The organism is Spirosoma migulaei (genome assembly GCF_054776855.1).
In genome coordinates, this window is sequence record NZ_BAAHBG010000006.1 from 86,132 (window position 1) to 103,755 (window position 17,624).

Annotated in this window: 13 protein-coding genes; all 13 read left to right on the forward strand. The window is 47.0% G+C overall.

Annotation, left to right across the window (positions count from 1 at the left end; all coding sequences use genetic code 11):
• The first annotated feature begins 10 nt into the window (after positions 1 to 10).
• A complete protein-coding gene (locus ACYVGO_RS08475; protein WP_460968900.1) occupies positions 11 to 5,494 on the forward strand; it encodes an alpha-2-macroglobulin family protein in 5,484 nt (1,827 codons plus the stop codon).
• Between the two features lie 141 nt (positions 5,495 to 5,635).
• Positions 5,636 to 6,778, forward strand: a complete 1,143-nt coding sequence (locus tag ACYVGO_RS08480; protein ID WP_460968901.1) for an NAD(P)/FAD-dependent oxidoreductase — start codon at positions 5,636 to 5,638, stop codon at positions 6,776 to 6,778.
• A gap of 95 nt (positions 6,779 to 6,873) precedes the next feature.
• A complete protein-coding gene (locus tag ACYVGO_RS08485) occupies positions 6,874 to 7,587 on the forward strand; it encodes a methyltransferase domain-containing protein (RefSeq protein ID WP_142776274.1) in 714 nt (237 codons plus the stop codon).
• The gene (locus ACYVGO_RS08490) at positions 7,584 to 8,636 is read left to right on the forward strand and encodes a type III polyketide synthase (protein ID WP_460968902.1); all 1,053 of its coding nucleotides are present in this window, start codon (positions 7,584 to 7,586) and stop codon (positions 8,634 to 8,636) included. Before ACYVGO_RS08485 ends, ACYVGO_RS08490 begins: the two co-directional genes overlap by 4 nt.
• On the forward strand, positions 8,630 to 9,427 hold the full coding sequence (locus ACYVGO_RS08495) for an SDR family oxidoreductase (RefSeq protein ID WP_460968903.1): 798 nt from the start codon (positions 8,630 to 8,632) through the stop codon (positions 9,425 to 9,427). Before ACYVGO_RS08490 ends, ACYVGO_RS08495 begins: the two co-directional genes overlap by 7 nt.
• A complete protein-coding gene (locus tag ACYVGO_RS08500) occupies positions 9,405 to 9,884 on the forward strand; it encodes a 3-hydroxyacyl-ACP dehydratase FabZ family protein (RefSeq protein ID WP_460968904.1) in 480 nt (159 codons plus the stop codon). The genes ACYVGO_RS08495 and ACYVGO_RS08500 overlap by 23 nt, the downstream gene beginning before the upstream one ends.
• Entirely contained in the window at positions 9,877 to 11,148 is a 1,272-nt protein-coding gene (locus tag ACYVGO_RS08505; protein ID WP_460968905.1) for a beta-ketoacyl-[acyl-carrier-protein] synthase family protein, read from the forward strand. Before ACYVGO_RS08500 ends, ACYVGO_RS08505 begins: the two co-directional genes overlap by 8 nt.
• A 7-nt stretch (positions 11,149 to 11,155) precedes the next feature.
• Positions 11,156 to 11,413: an acyl carrier protein gene (locus ACYVGO_RS08510; RefSeq protein ID WP_460968906.1), complete on the forward strand. Its 258-nt coding sequence runs from the start codon at positions 11,156 to 11,158 to the stop codon at positions 11,411 to 11,413.
• Positions 11,410 to 12,036: a 4'-phosphopantetheinyl transferase family protein gene (locus ACYVGO_RS08515; RefSeq protein ID WP_460968907.1), complete on the forward strand. Its 627-nt coding sequence runs from the start codon at positions 11,410 to 11,412 to the stop codon at positions 12,034 to 12,036. Before ACYVGO_RS08510 ends, ACYVGO_RS08515 begins: the two co-directional genes overlap by 4 nt.
• Before the next feature lie 194 nt (positions 12,037 to 12,230).
• Entirely contained in the window at positions 12,231 to 13,664 is a 1,434-nt protein-coding gene (locus tag ACYVGO_RS08520; RefSeq protein ID WP_460968908.1) for a sll1863 family stress response protein, read from the forward strand.
• Between the two features lie 102 nt (positions 13,665 to 13,766).
• Entirely contained in the window at positions 13,767 to 14,279 is a 513-nt protein-coding gene (locus ACYVGO_RS08525; RefSeq protein WP_460968909.1) for a gamma carbonic anhydrase family protein, read from the forward strand.
• A gap of 103 nt (positions 14,280 to 14,382) precedes the next feature.
• Positions 14,383 to 15,006 (forward strand): HupE/UreJ family protein, encoded by a 624-nt coding sequence (locus ACYVGO_RS08530; protein ID WP_142776281.1) that lies wholly within the window; start codon positions 14,383 to 14,385, stop codon positions 15,004 to 15,006.
• Between the two features lie 212 nt (positions 15,007 to 15,218).
• Positions 15,219 to 17,609: a M1 family metallopeptidase gene (locus tag ACYVGO_RS08535; protein ID WP_460968910.1), complete on the forward strand. Its 2,391-nt coding sequence runs from the start codon at positions 15,219 to 15,221 to the stop codon at positions 17,607 to 17,609.
• Positions 17,610 to 17,624: the final 15 nt, after the last annotated feature.

Sequence of the window (17,624 nt, forward strand, 5' to 3'; positions counted from 1 at the left end):
TCCTACCGTCATGCAAACGCGACTCTTTAAACCCTTTCTGTTTTTTTCTCTACTCTCGCTTCTTCTTTTTCAATGCTCGCGTCTACCGTTCAATGAAGTATCCGTAGTGGGTCGCAATTTTGATGATGAAATTCAACAGACGCAGAACCTTACCTTTACCTTCAATAAAAACGTTGGCCCAACCAATCAGTTCGATGAATGGGACTCCACTCAATATGTGCGTTTTATACCTGCCGTTCGGGGGAAATTTAAGTGGACGGCACCAAACGAACTGGTCTTCTCCCCCGCCCGTGCGTTTGACCCAGCCACGGATTATCGCGCCGAACTGACCAATGATTTACTGAAGCGGTCGGACACCAAAGACTTGAAAATTTCGGGCGACGAGATCGCGTTTCATACACCTTATCTGCAACTCACTGGTACCGAAAACTGGTGGTCACGTTCCCGCGAAACGGGGCAGCCTGTTGCTAAAACCCGGCTGAATTTTAACTACCCTGTTTCGTCCGCAGAGATAGCCAGCAAAGCAGTTGTTTCGACTGAAGACAAAGCCCTTAGCCTGCAAACATCCCCTAGTGATGCACAAAACTCTGTTGCGCTCACGCTCACGAATGCGCCAGCGCAGAAAAACGAACAACCTCTAACCGTCAAGCTAGAAAAAGGGCTGAAAGTACCGAACACCGCTTATGTCAGCAAAGATGTTATTGAGGAAACCAGTACGCTCCCTTCTCGCTATAAAGTCGAAGTGGCGGATGTACAAACGAGCTTTGAGAATAATAAGGGCATCGTTCGGGTTATTACTACGCAGGAACTACAACCCGCCGAACTGAGCCAGTATTATACCATTCAGCCAGAGGTTGAAACAACAGCCGAACTAACCGAAAATGGGTTCATTATCCGGGGTAACTTCAACGAGATAGATACGTACGTTCTTACCCTGACCGACCAGATTCGGGGTGTATTAGCAACGAAACTGGATGAGCCGGTAAGCAAAGATCTATTCTTCGGGAAGATGCCCGCCAGCATCCAGTTCGCCAATAAAAAGGCGCTCTATCTATCATCAAAAGGTGCACGAAACATAGGACTTAACATCGTTAACGTGCCGAAAGTACAGGTCAAAATAGCAAAAGTCTATGAAAACAATCTTCTGAATTATTTCCGCAATAACCGATACGAGGACTATAAAGAAAACGCTAATGGCGAGTGGGGACCATCGGGATCGTTTAACTATAGCGACGACGAACCGGGGTATCTAAGCGATGTGCTCGTGAAGAAAACCATTGAAACTGCCGATTTACCCAAGGTTCGGGGTGTTTCGGCATTGAATCTGGCTCTACCCGATCAGAATAATAACTTTAGGGGTGTTTACCTGGTTTCTGTCGACTCAAAAGACGAAGCTTATTTACAAGCCAGCCAGCTTGTTTCGGTCTCCGACATTGGTCTGGTGGCCCATGAGACAAAAAACGAAGTGCTGGTCTGGGCCAATTCCATCCGTACCGCAGAACCTCTTCAAGGTGTTGAGGTAACCCTGGTGAGCAATAACAATCAATCTGTTTATACACTTAAAACCGACGGCAGCGGCTTTGTTAAGTTCGATAAGGTAACCGAGAAAGCGCCCGGCTTCAAAATTGCGCTCCTTACCGCCCGCACTGCCGACGACTTCAATTTCCTGTTCCTGCCCGACACGCAGGTTGAAACCTCCCGCTTTGAGGTAGAAGGCAAGTACGATAATGAGTCTGGATTTGATGCCTTCGTATATGGTGACCGTGACATTTACCGTCCCGGCGAAACCATTCATTTCAACACCGTTATTCGGGCGCAGAATTGGCAAAGTGTTGGTGAAATTCCGGTGTTGATCCGAGTAGTAACGCCCAATGGCCGTGAACTTCGTACGTTCCGAAAAACCACCAACGCACAGGGAGCCGTTGCCACCGATGTACCCCTGAACCCTGCCGCCGTAACCGGTAGCTACACCATTGAAGTACTGAATGCGAACAACGTCTTGCTCACATCACAGGCGGTGAGCGTTGAAGAATTCGTTCCCGATCGGATTAAAGTGGATGTGCTGACCGATAAGACAAGCTACAAATCAGGGCAGACCATTACACTATCGGCAACGGCGATGAATCTGTTTGGCCCGCCTGCGTCTGATCGGGCGTATGAGGTGGAGCTACAGCTGAAGCGTAAAGTATTTTCCCCCAAAGGCTTTGGTGATTATGATTTCGATATTCCAAATGGCCAGTCCGGTACTGCCGGAGAAGCCGCGGGCAAACCTGATGTTTTTCCAAAAGAAGTCCGGCAGGGACGTACCAATGCCAATGGCCAGGCCACTGAAAAATTTCCTATTCCGGCACTTTATCAGGACATCGGTCTCCTGGAAGCCAAACTATTCGTGACCGTCTTCGACGAAAACGGCCGACCCGTTAACCGGCTTCGCCGACTTGACGTTCTGACGCAGGACACGTTCTTTGGTGTGCGACTTCCGGATCGCTATGTAGCAACCAACGCCCCAGTTGCGGCTGAACTCGTTGCACTAGATCCAGCCGGTGCGCTCCGGGCTTCGGCTTCCGCATCGGTCGAAGTGGTACGCTATGACTACCAAACGGTGATTGAGAAAGACGGTGATCGGATAAAATACTCGACCAAACGGCGCGAGAAATCCGTTTACACAAACTCGTTGCTATTCAAAGGTGGGAAGTCAGCCTTTCGTTACGTACCAACCGTTTCGGGTGAATACGAAATCCGTGTTCGGCGGCCTTCGGCACAGAATTATGCAGCCACTAGTTTTTACGCGTACGGCTACGGAAGCACCTCAGCTTCATCGTTTGAAGTAAGCCAGGAAGGTCAGGTCCTAATGACCCTCGATAAGCCGACTTACCAAACCGGCGATAAGGCAAAGGTCCTCTTCAAGGCTCCTTTCGATGGTAAACTGCTCGTAACTGTCGAGCGAAATCAGGTGCTCGAACAACACTGGTTAACCACAAGCAATAAATCGGCCGAATGGAGTTTTTCGGTTGGGAGTGAGCATTTACCGAATGTGTACGTAACGGCCACTCTCATCCGGGCCATCGACAACACAAACTTACCTTTGACGGTTGCCCATGGTTTTGCGCCCGTGTCTGTTCAGGATGCTGACACAAAACTTCCGGTCACAATTACGGCGGTGACCCAATCGCGCTCGAAAACGAAGCAAACAATTCGGGTGAAAACAGCGGGCAATTCCCAGGTTACGGTGGCCGTGGTCGATGAAGGAATTCTGCAACTCAAGAACTTCAAAACGCCCGATCCACACGGGTTCTTTTATCAGAAACGTGCGCTCGAGGTTGGTAGTCACGATTTATACGCACTGCTCTATCCTGAACTGTCACTAAAATCCACATCGAGCGTAGGAGGTGACGGCTATGACCTGGAGAAACGAGTGAATCCACTTAGCAATGGTCGCGTTCGATTGGTTGCCCTCTGGAGTGGTATTTTAGAAACTGGCTCTGACGGAGAAGCTGAATTCTCGGTAGACATCCCGCAGTTTTCGGGCGATTTGCGAGTCATGGCCGTTGCCTACAAAGACAACGCCTTTGGGTCGGCAAACAGCAATATGAAAGTGGCCGACCCTATTGTGATTAGCACGGGCGTTCCTCGTTTCCTCACCCCCGGCGACCAGCTCGAACTGCCCGTCAACCTGAGTAATACGACCAAGCAAGTAGCCAGTATTACAGCCAAACTAAGCCTAACCGGCCCGCTGATAGCAGACAGCATCAGTACGCAGAAACTCACGATTCAGCCCGGACGTGAAAGCCGCGCTATTTTCCGAATTTCAGCTAAACAGGCCATTGGCGCCGGAACCATCACGATAGCAGCCAACGGATTGAATGAAACCTTCACCGAAAAAACGGACATCACGGTTCGACCAGCGGCTTCGTTACAGAAAACATCGTTATCAGGTGCCGTAGCGGGTGGAAAATCGCAAACGTTGCAATTAGCGGGCAATTTCCTGTCCGGCACTGCTAAGGCCAGTATTACGCTAAGCCGGTCGCCGGTGGCGCAGTATGGGCGCGAGTTGTCGTATTTGCTCGGTTATCCGCATGGTTGTATCGAGCAAACGATCTCGAAAGCTTTCCCCCAATTGTATTTTGCTGATCTGGCCAGGCAACTCTCTACCAACACCTACTTTGTTCGGGCGGGCGAGAGCGATCTTAATCCAGCCACCAACGTTCGGCAGGCGGTACAAACGGTAGAAAGTCAGCAAGCATCAAATGGCGGCTTTACAATGTGGCCGGGCATGGTCACTGTGGCAGGAAAATCGAATGTAGACGAATGGGCCAGTGCCTATGCTGTCCATTTCCTGTCCGAAGCGCAGGAAGCGGGTTATGAAGTCCGGCCATCGGTGCTGAGTTCGGCCATCGACTTTTTAACGACCTTCACTAACAGCCCGGCCACTGAAAACGCCGTTACGTTCGATGAAACGGGTGGAAAAACGGTTCATAAGGTGGCTAGTCGGACTAGTATTTACGGGCTTTATGCGCTGGCAGTAGCTGGTAAACCGAATCGGTCGGCTATGAATTATTACAAGCAGAACGCGGCCTTACTTACACCCGACAGTCGTTATTTGCTGGCATCAACCTTCTTCCGCGTTGGCGACACCCGCAGTTTTGCGGCCCTGCTTCCTAAGCGGTTTACGGACCATACAACCGGACGGCAAACGGGGGGCAGTTATGCATCACCTGTGCGGAACCTTGCCCTCGTTCTCGACGCACTAGTTGATACGGACATTAATAACATCCAGATTCCGACATTGGCCCGCCAGCTATCGGGAGTCTTGAAACAGACCAGTTACCTCAACACGCAGGAAGCCGCGTTTGCGTTTCTGGCACTGGGCAAGCTGTCCCGCCAAACAGCCAACAGCACCGCTATGGCTACGTTGACTGCCGGAGGAAAACCGCTGGGCACTATGAACGCAGCTTTGCTCAACCTAAAGCGTGTGCCAACCAATGCGCCACTTAATCTGAGTGCTCAAGGCAGCGGGAACGTATATTATTTTGCCCAGAGCGAGGGCATTCCGGCGAGCGGAAAAATTGCGGAAGAAGACAATGGGGTTCAGGTTCGTCGTCAATATTTGAATCGGGAAGGTCAGCCCATAAGCGATATCCGGCAGAACGATCTGGTGGTGGTGAAAATTACCCTCGCCAGTACCAATGGTCTGAATGTAGAGAATGTTGTTGTAACGGATTTGCTCCCGGCCGGGCTTGAGGTCGAAAACCCGCGCCTGACGGAGCCTCGCGACATGCCCTGGATCAAGAAACCAGACGCCCCTGACTACTTCGACCTGCGCGACGACCGGATCAATTTTTACACAACAGCTACCGGAACCGAGCGCACGTTTTATTATCTGACAAGAGCCGTATCGAAAGGTCGCTTCGTTGTGGGGCCGGTGTCAGCCGATGCGATGTACAATGGCGAATACCGGAGCTATAACGGAGCAGGTGTTCTGGTAGTGAAATAATAGTAGAACGCTGCTAACGCTGATCTTTATGATTTACGCGGGTATAATCTGTGTAAATCATAAAGATCAGCGTTAGCAGCGGGCTATTATGTCAAACATGTTGGCTCATCGTATAGTTTATCACCCAAAACGAGACAATCCATGCTCCAGGATGCCGACATACTTATTATTGGTGGTGGTTTGGCAGGGCTGACGGCGGGCATTCATCTATCTCGGGAAAACTTTCGGGTCGCTCTTATTGAAAAACATGCCTATCCACAACACAAAGTATGTGGTGAGTATGTATCCAATGAGGTATTGCCTTATCTGCACCAGTTGGGTATCTCAGTTGATGGCTTACATCCTTCTCGAATACATCGTTTTTTGTTTAGTACGGTTTCTGGGAAAACAATAGAAAGTGAATTGCCGCTGGGTGGATTTGGCATTAGTCGGTACACACTCGATGACTTCCTATATAAGCAAGCCCTAATTTCTGGCGTTTCCATTATACAAAGTCAGGTAACAGATGTTCAGTTTCAGAATGATCAGTTCACAGTACGTACATCCAACGGGAAAGTGTATGCATCAAAACTGGTTATTGGAGCTTATGGCAAACGCTCGTCGGTAGATAAACAACTCCAACGGAACTTCATACTAAACGAGTCGCCGTGGATGGGTGTCAAGGCTCATTACAAAGCCGATTTTCCCGATGATTTAGTATCGCTTCACAATTTCGATGGCGGATACTGTGGGCTGTGTCAGGTAGAAGACAACCTGGTTAATGCCTGTTATCTAACAAATTATAGTAGCTTCAAGAAACATAAAAACATTGAGGCCTTTCAACAGAATGTCATGAGCCAGAATCCTTTTTTAAAGGATTTTTTTTCTAAGGCCATCCCATTATTCGATAAGCCCTTGACAATTAGCCAGATCTCATTCGCGAAAAAGCAACCAGTCGAAAACCACATGTTAATGTGTGGCGATACCGCTGGGGTTATTCATCCATTATGCGGGAATGGTATGGCGATGGCCATTCACAGTGCCAAAATTGTTTCCGAATTAATCATTAATTATTACAGAAGTACAAACCTGAATAGGGAGGTTTTGGAAGATGAGTATACCATTTCCTGGAATTATTTTTTCAAAAAAAGATTGACCACGGGCCGAATTGTTCAATCCTTATTACAACGACCCTTTCTTGCATCCGTTTTAATGAGTGGCTTACAACTAACTCCTGCTATGCTACCCTTACTGATTAAACAAACGCATGGCGAACCATTAGTGGGTAACTATGTAGACAGTTAGAGTAATAAGTGAATGTAAATTCGTTAAATTTTACGAAAGAATAGAATCCAAATAATCAACAGAATCCAGGTTGGCCCAAGTAATTTTTTACGTTAATGATTGTAAATACTGCACAGCGTACATCCAAAGAAGAATTTTTAGACGATTTTTCGCTAGAAGGTGATGAATTACGGGATGCGTTAGACAAAATTGCCACTATTAATCAATGGTTGGGCGGGAATAAAATTACGCTGGATGGATTAAAAAAATTACTAAAAGATCAGCCAAACGGGAAGGTAATTTCGGTTGTCGACGTAGGTTGTGGAAATGGTGATATGTGTCGGGCAATTGCTGATTTTGGCAAAAAAGAAGGTATTCCGTTTAAAATTCTGGGCATCGATGCAAATGCCGATGCCATTAATCATGCAAAGGCCTGTTCTGAAGCCTACCCAACAATAACCTATACGTCTGCAAATGTCTTTGGCGACGAATTCGCTTCGTTGACGTACGATGTCGCCGTATGTACCCTAACGTTACATCATTTCTCCGATAAAGAAATTTTACAACTGATGGGTTTATTAACTAACAAAGCTACACTTGGTGTAGTTATCAATGACCTACAACGTAGTGCCTTGGCTTACCGTCTTTTTCAGCTTATCTGCGTTGTATTTGGGCTTACTAAATTATCTAAAGAAGATGGCCTGACCTCTATTTTGCGTGGCTTTAAAAAGCATGATTTAGAATCATTTTCTAAAGAACTGCAATTAAAAAAATACTGGATTAACTGGAGGTGGGCTTTCCGCTATCAATGGATTATCAAAAACCTATGAGTGTAAAAATTACAGCAGTAGCAAAAGCATTACCAAAAAATTGGCGTGACACAAAAGACATTTTACCATTTCTGGAAGTTTGGCTGGCTGATCAGGATACTCGTTTTCAACGAAAAGTAAAAAAGATTTTTGAAAACGCAGCGGTTGATCGGCGCTATTCAATTATGGGACCAACTGAGGTTTTTGCAAAAACGTCGTTCGCCGAAAAAAACGCGATATATAGTCGAGAGTCTATTAAGTTAGGGGAAGAAGCGCTTAAAAATGCACTAGCCAAAACAGACTGGAAACTAACCGATATTGATTACCTGATTACGGTAAGTTGTACGGGCATTATGATTCCGTCGTTGGATGCGTATCTGATCAATAGCCTACAAATGCGGCAGGATGTGGTCCGGCTTCCTGTTACTGAAATGGGCTGTGTAGCTGGTGTATCTGGTATCATCTATGCCAAAAATTTTTTAAAGGCAAATCCTGGTAAACGGGCTGCCCTGCTAGCGGTAGAGTCGCCAACAGCGACGTTTCAACTGGATGATTTTTCGATGGCTAATATTGTTAGTGCAGCCATTTTTGGGGATGGGGCCGCCTGTGTGTTGCTATCGTCCAATGAAGCAGATAAAGGGCCGGAAGTAATTGCCGAAGATATGTATCATTTTTACGATGCCACCCATTTAATGGGATTCGACCTCTCCAATACAGGCCTTCAAATGGTCCTGGATAAGTCGGTGACCGATACCATAGCCGCCCATTTCCCCGACATTATTTATCCATTTCTGGCAAAAAACCAGTTGAGTATCGATGAGATATCGCACTTGATATTCCACCCTGGTGGCCGAAAAATTGTGGAGGTTGTGCAGGAGATTTTTGGCAAAATGGGCAAGAATATTGACGAAACGAAAGAGGTGTTACGCTTGTATGGTAATATGTCGAGCGCTACGGTGCTTTATGTATTGGAGCGATTTATGGATAAACAGCCCGCCAAAGACACCTACGGGCTCATGTTAAGTTTTGGTCCAGGGTTTTCGGCACAACGCGTTTTACTGAAGTGGTAAAAGAATTTAGCGATAAAAATTATTGGGCCGTTATTTTAGGTGGTAGCCAGGGATTAGGGTTGGCAACAGCACAAAAACTGGCGCGTCATGGTATGAATATGTGTATCGTCCACCGCACCCGAAAAGCGGACCTTCCTGCTGTTGAAGCCGAATTTAAGCAACTTAAAGCGGAAGGTGTTTTACTCAGGCAGTACAATGTGGATGCCACCAATGCTGACAAACGCCGTTTCGTAATCACCGATTTACGTGAGCATTTGGGTACAGATGGAAAAGTAAGAGCCTTAGTCCACAGCATCGCTAAGGGGAATTTAAAACCGATGATCTCAGATAATCAGCCTCAACTTCAGCATGACGATTTTCAGTTAACAATTGAGGCCATGGCAATTAGTTTATACAACTGGTCGAAAGACTTATTAACCGCTTCACTATTTGCCACCGACGCACGTATCATTAGTTTCACCAGCGAAGGAAGCACCAAAGCCTGGAAAAACTACGCGGCCGTTTCGGCAGCCAAAGCAGCTTTGGAAGCTATCTCCCGAAGTATTGCGCTGGAAATGGCCCCTTCGGGTATTCGGGCAAACTGCATTATGGCAGGCGTTACAGATACCGCTTCATTACGCATGATTCCCGGTTACGAATCTTTATTAAGTCATAGCAAACAAAGGAATCCATTTTCCCGATTAACCCAAGCAACCGATGTAGCCAATGCAGCGTATCTACTCTGTAAAGATGAAGCGGCCTGGATTAATGGTACCGTGATTCAGGTGAATGGCGGTGAACACCTTCAATAACGATTACCCCTTGCAGACGTTTAGCCATATCCTCTCAAAGCTACCCTACAGCAAACCCTTTTTGTTTGTGGACCGTCTGTATGCAATCGATGAAAATGGGGTTGAAGGGAGTTATACCTTCCCCGCTGATTCGTATTTCTACGAAGGGCATTTTGCTGAAAAACCGGTAACGCCCGGTGTTATTCTGACGGAAGTTATGGCCCAGATAGGCGTTGTTTGCCTGGGTATATTTCTACTGGCAGATACCCACCCCAGCGACATCGAAATAGCCCTTACGTCTACCCATGTCGACTTTTACAAACCCGTTTTCCCCAGCGAAACCGTTATTGTACGGTCTACGAAAGACTATTTTCGATTTCATAAGTTGAAGTGTAACATAGAAATGTTCAACACTACTGGAGAGTTAGTTTGCCGGGGTGCCATTTCAGGTATGATGAAATCGAAAAAGTATGCGTAATCGAGTCGTTATCACGGGCCTGGGTGTAGTGGCACCAAATGCAGTGGGTGTACCTTCGTTTTTAGAGGCTATTCAGGCAGGCAAAAGTGGAATTACCTTTCACCAGGAATTAGCCGACCTTAAATTTTCCTGTCAGATTGGAGGCATTCCACCCGTAACCGACGCACATAAACATCAGTATTTTTCAGACTTACAGCTTCATCAACTCAACAGTAGTGGTGTTATCTATGGAGTGATTGCTGGCATGGAAGCCTGGCATAACGCCGGTTTACCAATAGCCACCCATGAGCCAGACTGGGACTGTGGTATCGTATTCGGAACCGGTATTTTAGGGATCGACAAACTTCGGGAAGCAATTTATAAGGTTGATCAGGGCCAGGTCAGGCGATTAGGCAGCACTGCCGTTGTGCAAACCATGACCAGTGGGGTAAGTGCTTACCTAAGTGGAATGTTGGGACTCGGCAACCAGATTACAGCAAATTCAGCCGCCTGCGCTACGGGCACCGAAGCCCTTTGGCTCGCCTACGACCGTATCGCAAATGGTCATGCTAAACGAATGCTGGCCGGTAGCTGCAATGACCATGGACCCTATATTTGGGGTGGCTTTGATGCCATGCGTGTGCTACCCTATCAATATAACAACTCACCAGAGAAGGCATCAAGGCCCTTGAGTGCTACCGCCAGCGGCTTCGTTCCGGCCAGCGGTGCCGGTGCGCTGGTACTGGAATCCCTGGATAGTGCGCTGGCGCGAAAGGCGACCATTTATGCCGAAATTGCGGGGGGACACGTCAACTCCGGTGGCCAGCGGGGTGGCGGCTCTATGACAGCCCCTAACCCGAACGCTGTTAAACGCTGTATCCAGAAAGCAATGGAACAGGCAAACATTCAATCCGAAGACATTGATCTGATTGACGGCCATTTAACAGCCACTATAAAAGACGCAGCCGAAGTGACCGCCTGGTGCGAAGCACTGCAACGAAGAGGAGCCGATTTCCCGATTATTAATTCGCTAAAATCCATGGTGGGGCACTGCCTGAGCGCTGCCGGAAGCGTTGAATGCGTGGCCGCTGTTTTGGAGTTATATAACGGATTTATTTACCCCTCTATCAATTCCGAAGATACACACCCTGAAATTTCTGCACTTATTGACCCCGAACGAATTCCGCAACATCCTATTCAAAAAGATATTCAAGTCATTGCGAAAGCCAACTTTGGTTTCGGAGACGTGAATGCGTGTGTTATTTTGAAAAAATTTCAATCCTAAACGAGCTATGCAAACGAAAGAAGAGTTAATCGAGACCCTAAAGAAAATTGTAAAGCCATACGTTCAGGATGAGCAGGCGTTTGAGAACGTTACCGAGGAAACTGACTTCCTGAAAGACCTGAAAATCAATTCGGCAAACCTGGTCGACATTGCCTTAGACGTAGAAGAAGCGTACGATATAGAGATCGATAATGAGTCGATGGAGCGAATGCTCACGGTTGGCGCTGCCGTCGAAATCATTATGAGCAAGCTACAGGAGAAATGATCGGCAACGATATTGTTGATCTGGCGCAGGCAAAACGGGAAAGTAACTGGCAACGCAGCGGGTTTCTGAACAAGCTGTTTACTGCCTGCGAACAACAACTAATCCATACAGCCGATGATCCTGAACGTATGGTCTGGCTGCTCTGGAGTATGAAAGAAAGTGCGTACAAAATAGGTATGCGTGAAACCGGGAAACGCGTTTTTGCTCCTCTAAAACTAACCTGTCATATCAATCTATTGAGTGAGACAACAGCCGAAGGAGTCGTTTTTCAGGAGAAAGCTTACCAGACAAAGTCATCGATTACAACAAACTACATTACAAGCGTAGCAACGCCTGTAACCAGCTCTCCCGGTTTCCATCAAGCAGTTATTCCACTTGAAAGTGCCATTTATCAAAGACAGACTATCCGTATTCGAAAAGAAATAAAGCAATACTGCACTGATACATTAGCCATTCCAGAAAGCAATAGTTCTATCCATAAAGATCAACAGGGAATTCCTGTATTATGCCTTGTCAATACAATAGGAGAACTTCTTACTATACCCATTAGTATAAGCCACCACGGCCATTATGGATCATTTGCTATATGTACCCATAGGCTTCTGCCTATGTATAAATTTTAATTAAACACGGGCTGAAGCTCATGGGTACAACTTACATCACCTCTTAAATAGTCATTCTTGGGCATTTCACTCTACAGTCGGCGTAGAATTGCATGCCAACATTTACCTTACTTCATCGGTTATAGGTGTTATAATCGCATTGGTACGTTTTTTGGCTTATCTCAATCGCTATTATTAAAAAATGCTACAACGTTATGAAAAGGAAAATTTGGGTAGTAGGTGCTTTATTGGCCGCTACCGTTAGTCTGTCGTCCTGCGCTTCGTTTGAGAACTGGCTGTACGGCGATTCAAAAAATAGCCGCGAGGACATCGTTCAGCGGGATCGCACAAGTAACAAACGCGATAGCCGGAATTCACGGGCTAAGAATGAGGATAATGAAGGCAGTGTGTTTAGCCGTCGGAATCGGGATGATGATCGGATGAGCTTGAATGATAACTCATCAAACGCCTACAGAAATCCTTATAACAGCACGTATCGGTCTGACGATCGGGACGACCGGCCCAGCCGAATGTCGGGTAGCAGTTCGTACAATAACCGCTATAACGATTATGATAATGACCGTTCTTACGATAGCCGGGATTCGTATAATGATCGGGACAACCGAAACTCCTACACTGATCGGCGAGACAATCGGGATTCGTACAATAGCCGCTCTGATGACCGGGATAACCGAAACTCTTACAACGATCGGTACGATAATCGTCGTGACTCCTATAGTAATCGGTACGATGATCGGGATAGCCGAGATTCCTACAACGGTCGGTCAGATAATGACAACTATCGCAACCGTGATGCCTACAACGACCGTCGGGATGATGACCGAAACAATAACGACCGGTACGACAATCGAAATTCATCGAACGATCGGTACGACAGCCGGGATAACCGCAACTCCTATTCGAATAACGACCGCATGATGTCGGATCGCGATAATCGAGACAACCGGGATAACCAGAACAGTCGGTATAGCGATAGCGGCAATTCGGATCGTCAGTCCAACAACCGCGATAACCGTTCCAGTTATAACGATCGCCGGGATGACAACCGAAATAATAACGACAGTCGAAACAACGACTATCGCAACGATGATCAGAACAATCGGAACAATAATAACCGCTCCGATGACCGCCAAAACGGTAATTATTCTGACAATCGCGATAATCGTCGGAATAATGACGACAGTCAGAACAGCCGCAACAATCAGGATATGAACGATAATCGGCGGAATAATGATGAAAACCGGGATAATCAAAACAATAACGACAACCGGAATGGCCGCCAGGATGATCGAATGGAGAGTCGTAGCAACGATCAATCTAGTAACCGGGCATCGGACCGAGACCGTCGCGATTTAACGGATCGGATTTCGGCACAGATGGATAAGCTCGACGATCAGATTGACGACGCCAAAGCCGATGTAAAAAACGAAAGCCGACGGGATCGCAAAAAACGGGAAGATCGAGTTAAAGATCTGGAAGATAAGCGCCGTCAGTTAGCGGATTCTTATTATAAAGTACAACGATCCAGTGAGGATGATTTCGACAAGGTGAAAAAAGAAACGAATAAACTTGTTGATGATATTGGCGATACAATTGATAAAGCCGTTGATAAGGTTGATAAAAAATAAATTAGTACTTGCCTAGTATACCTGAAGGGCTGGTTCACTGAACCAGCCCTTCTTTATTTGATCAGAATGTAGCAATAAACGTGAACGGCCTATCTTTGCAGCATGGCACTGATTAAATCTGTTCGGGGTATTGGCCCAGTCTTTGGCGAAAACTGCTGGTTTGCCGAAAACGCTACAATCGTGGGCGAGGTAAGCATGGGGCGTGACTGTACGGTCTGGTTCAATGCCGTAATTCGTGGTGATGTCAACTCCATTACCATTGGCGACCGGACCAATATTCAGGATGGGGCTGTCATTCATTGCACCTACCAAAGATCCAAAACTACTATTGGCAACTATGTATCCATAGCCCATAACGCGGTTGTGCATGGTTGTACGATTGAAGACAATGTGCTAATTGGCATGGGCGCCATCGTTATGGATGGGGCCGTTATTGGCACGGGCAGTATTATTGCCGCTGGCGCTATTGTCACGCAAAATACGGTCGTGCCACCGGGTTCTATTTACGCGGGAAACCCAGCACGCTTCCTAAAAGCCGTTTCGCCTGAGCAAGGTGAAGTCTTTGCGCGAACGGCCAATAACTACGTCATGTACGCAGGCTGGTTTAAGGAGTAAATTAGTGGAGTAGGTGGAGTAAGTGCAGTAAGTAAACTCAGTTGCTGTAACCATTTCACGGACTCCACCTATTCCACTCACTCCACCTACTCCACTAAATACCATGGACGATTTTCTGATCTATCTTCGCTTAGGTTTCGATCACATTACAGATCCTCGTGGGTACGATCATATTTTATTTGTTGTTGCGCTCTGTGCGGTGTATACCCTGCAACAGTGGCGACAGGTATTGATTCTGGTCACGGCATTCACCATCGGCCATTCGATTACGCTGGCGCTGGCAACTTTACAACTCATTCATTATAAGACCGATTTGATTGAGTTACTTATCCCCATTACGATTCTGATTACAGCCATAACCAATTTCTTTTTTCAGGAGCCTAAATCGAAATCACGATCATCGTCTACACCCCAACTAGCCTATCGCTCCTGGCGATACGGTTTGGCTCTAACGTTTGGGCTTATCCATGGAATGGGCTTCTCTAACTACCTCCGCAGTTTACTGGGCAAGGAGGCTGATATTATACAGCCTTTACTGGCCTTTAACATCGGACTGGAAATTGGGCAGTTAGTTATTGTTAGTCTCGTGCTGGCACTGGCCTATGTTCTGATTGGTCTGGGGCGGGTCAGTCGTTTACGCTGGACGCTCATTATATCAGGCATGGTAGCGGGCATGGCCCTATCGCTCATAATCAATAATGAGTATTTGAGCGAGTTGTTAAAGTAACCCTATTTTTAGTCTGGATACACTCCTTCGTTCGTGAACGAATAGAGAAACTATTGGGGTAGGTCTATCTGATTTATGCGGACACAAATCCTGCTAATTTGATAATCCTTCTCAAAAGACAAACTTGTCTACAATCCATTCTTCATAATGCCAATTACAGAACCTCTTTTTTCGTATTTTTACCACGCTAATCAACAACTATAAACCAATTTATGCAAAAGATAATTTTGCTGCTGACGAGTTTGGCCATTCCCTTATTGTCTGCTCAGGCTCAGGCTCCTCCGCCAACACAACGTGCCAATACGCGTTTCGAGCAACTTGGCCCGATCCTGCCCACCCCTAATACCTTTCGTACGGCTTCTGGTGCACCGGGTAAAGACTATTTTCAAAATCGTGCTGACTATGATATAAAAGCTACTCTTGACGATACCAACCAAAAAATAACGGGCTCAGAAACAATCATCTATCACAATAACTCAGGAGATATATTGCCTTATGTCTGGCTTCAGTTGGATCAAAACACGTTCCGGGCAGATGCTGATGGCAGAACTACACAGACGAGTAGCATCAGCGAACAAGGAGCAAGTTTCCAACAGATCAGTGCTGGCCCAACGCTGGCGGTTAAAGATTACGGCCACAAAATTACAGCCGTGCGCGATCAGGCTGGTAAACCCCTTAAATACACCATCAACCAGACCATGATGCGTATTGACTTGCCTCAGCCCGTAGGCCCAGGTAAGACGGTAACATTTTCTGTTGACTGGAATTTCAAAATCGTAGATGTCAGAAGTACTGGCGCTCGGGGAGGCTATGAGTTTTTCCCGAAAGACGGCAATTACATCTACGAAATAGCTCAGTGGTTTCCGCGTTTATGTGCTTATAGTGATGTAACAGGCTGGCAGAACAAGCAATTCTTAGGACAGGGCGAGTTCACGTTAATCTTCGGCAATTACAAACTCGCCTTAACCGTACCGAACGATCATATTGTTGGCGCCACCGGCGAGTTGCAAAACCCGACTCAAGTGCTGACACCTACGCAAATAAAGCGGTGGAATGAAGCCAAAGGGAAAGGCGATAAGCCCGGCGAAAATCCAGTGGTTATCGTAACCCAGGCCGAAGCCGAAGCCGCCGAAAAAGGCAAACCAACCGGTACTAAAACCTGGATTTATAAAGCAGATAATGTTCGTGATTTTTCCTTTGCCAGTAGCCGAAAATTCATCTGGGATGCCCTACAACCCAACGTAGAAGGGAAACGGGTTTGGGCTATGTCGCTATATCCGAAAGAAGGTAACCCACTTTGGGGCCAATACTCAACCCGGCTTGTGGCGCATACGCTTCTCTCCTACTCACGCCGGACAATTGCATATCCTTATCCGGTAGCGTACTCGGTCCACGGGCCTGTTGGTGGTATGGAATATCCAATGATCAGCTTCAACGGGGCACGGCCCGAAGCCGATGGCACCTATTCGGTAGGCACAAAGAATGGACTAATTGGGGTGATTATCCACGAAGTAGGTCACAACTTCTTCCCTATGATTGTCAACTCCGATGAGCGCCAGTGGTCCTGGATGGACGAAGGTCTGAATAGTTTTATGGAAGGATTGGCCTGTTTAGAGTGGGATGCGAACTACCCCGCACGGGGCATCGATCCTCAGTCTATTGTTCCGTACATGCGTATGGACTCTACCCTACAGGTTCCCATCATGAGCAGTTCGGACAATATTCCCAGAAATACATTTGGACCAAACGCCTATAGCAAGCCTGCTACGGCCCTGAATATTCTCCGGGAGACGGTTATGGGTCGCGAGTTATTCGATTATGCCTTTAAAGAATACGCTCGTCGGTGGGCATTCAAAACGCCCGAACCTGCCGACTTCTTCCGTACAATGGAAGATGCGTCGGGGGTCGATCTGGACTTCTTCTGGAAAGGCTGGTTCTACAGTGTGCAACCCGTTGACCAATCCCTGGTAAAAGTTGACTGGTTCCAGGCAAGTTCGCAAAACCCGGAAATCACCAAAGCTGAAGCGCGTGCAGCCGCCCAAAAACGAGCCAACACCATCAGCAAACAACGGGATGCGTTGAGCAAAGATCAAACCGTTGTGGCGCAGGACAGTACCATGAAGGATTTCTACAATAGCTACGATCCCTATGCGGTTACGGATGCTGATAAAAAGAAATATCAGGATTACCTGGCTACGTTATCGGCCGAAGAACGGGCATTAGCCGAAGCAGGCACTAATTTTTACACACTGTCGCTGAAAAACAAAGGTGGTATTCCAATGCCGGTAATTGTACGGATGGAGTTTGAAGATGGTACAGATTCGATAGCTCGCTTTCCGGCAGAAATCTGGCGTTTCAATGACGTTTCCATTAATAAAGTTATTGCTACACCCAAAAAAGTGAAGCAATGGACACTCGATCCCTACTATGAAATAGCCGATATTAATACGGAAGACAATTCTTTTCCACCGAGAGCACAGCCTACTCGTTTTCAATTGTTTAAACAACAACAGCGTGGAGGGGGTGCAGGGCCCAATCCGATGCAACAACAACGTCAACAATCACCGGCTACACCGGCTAAACAAGGTAGCGGCCGTAACTAACAAAGTTTTAACTTC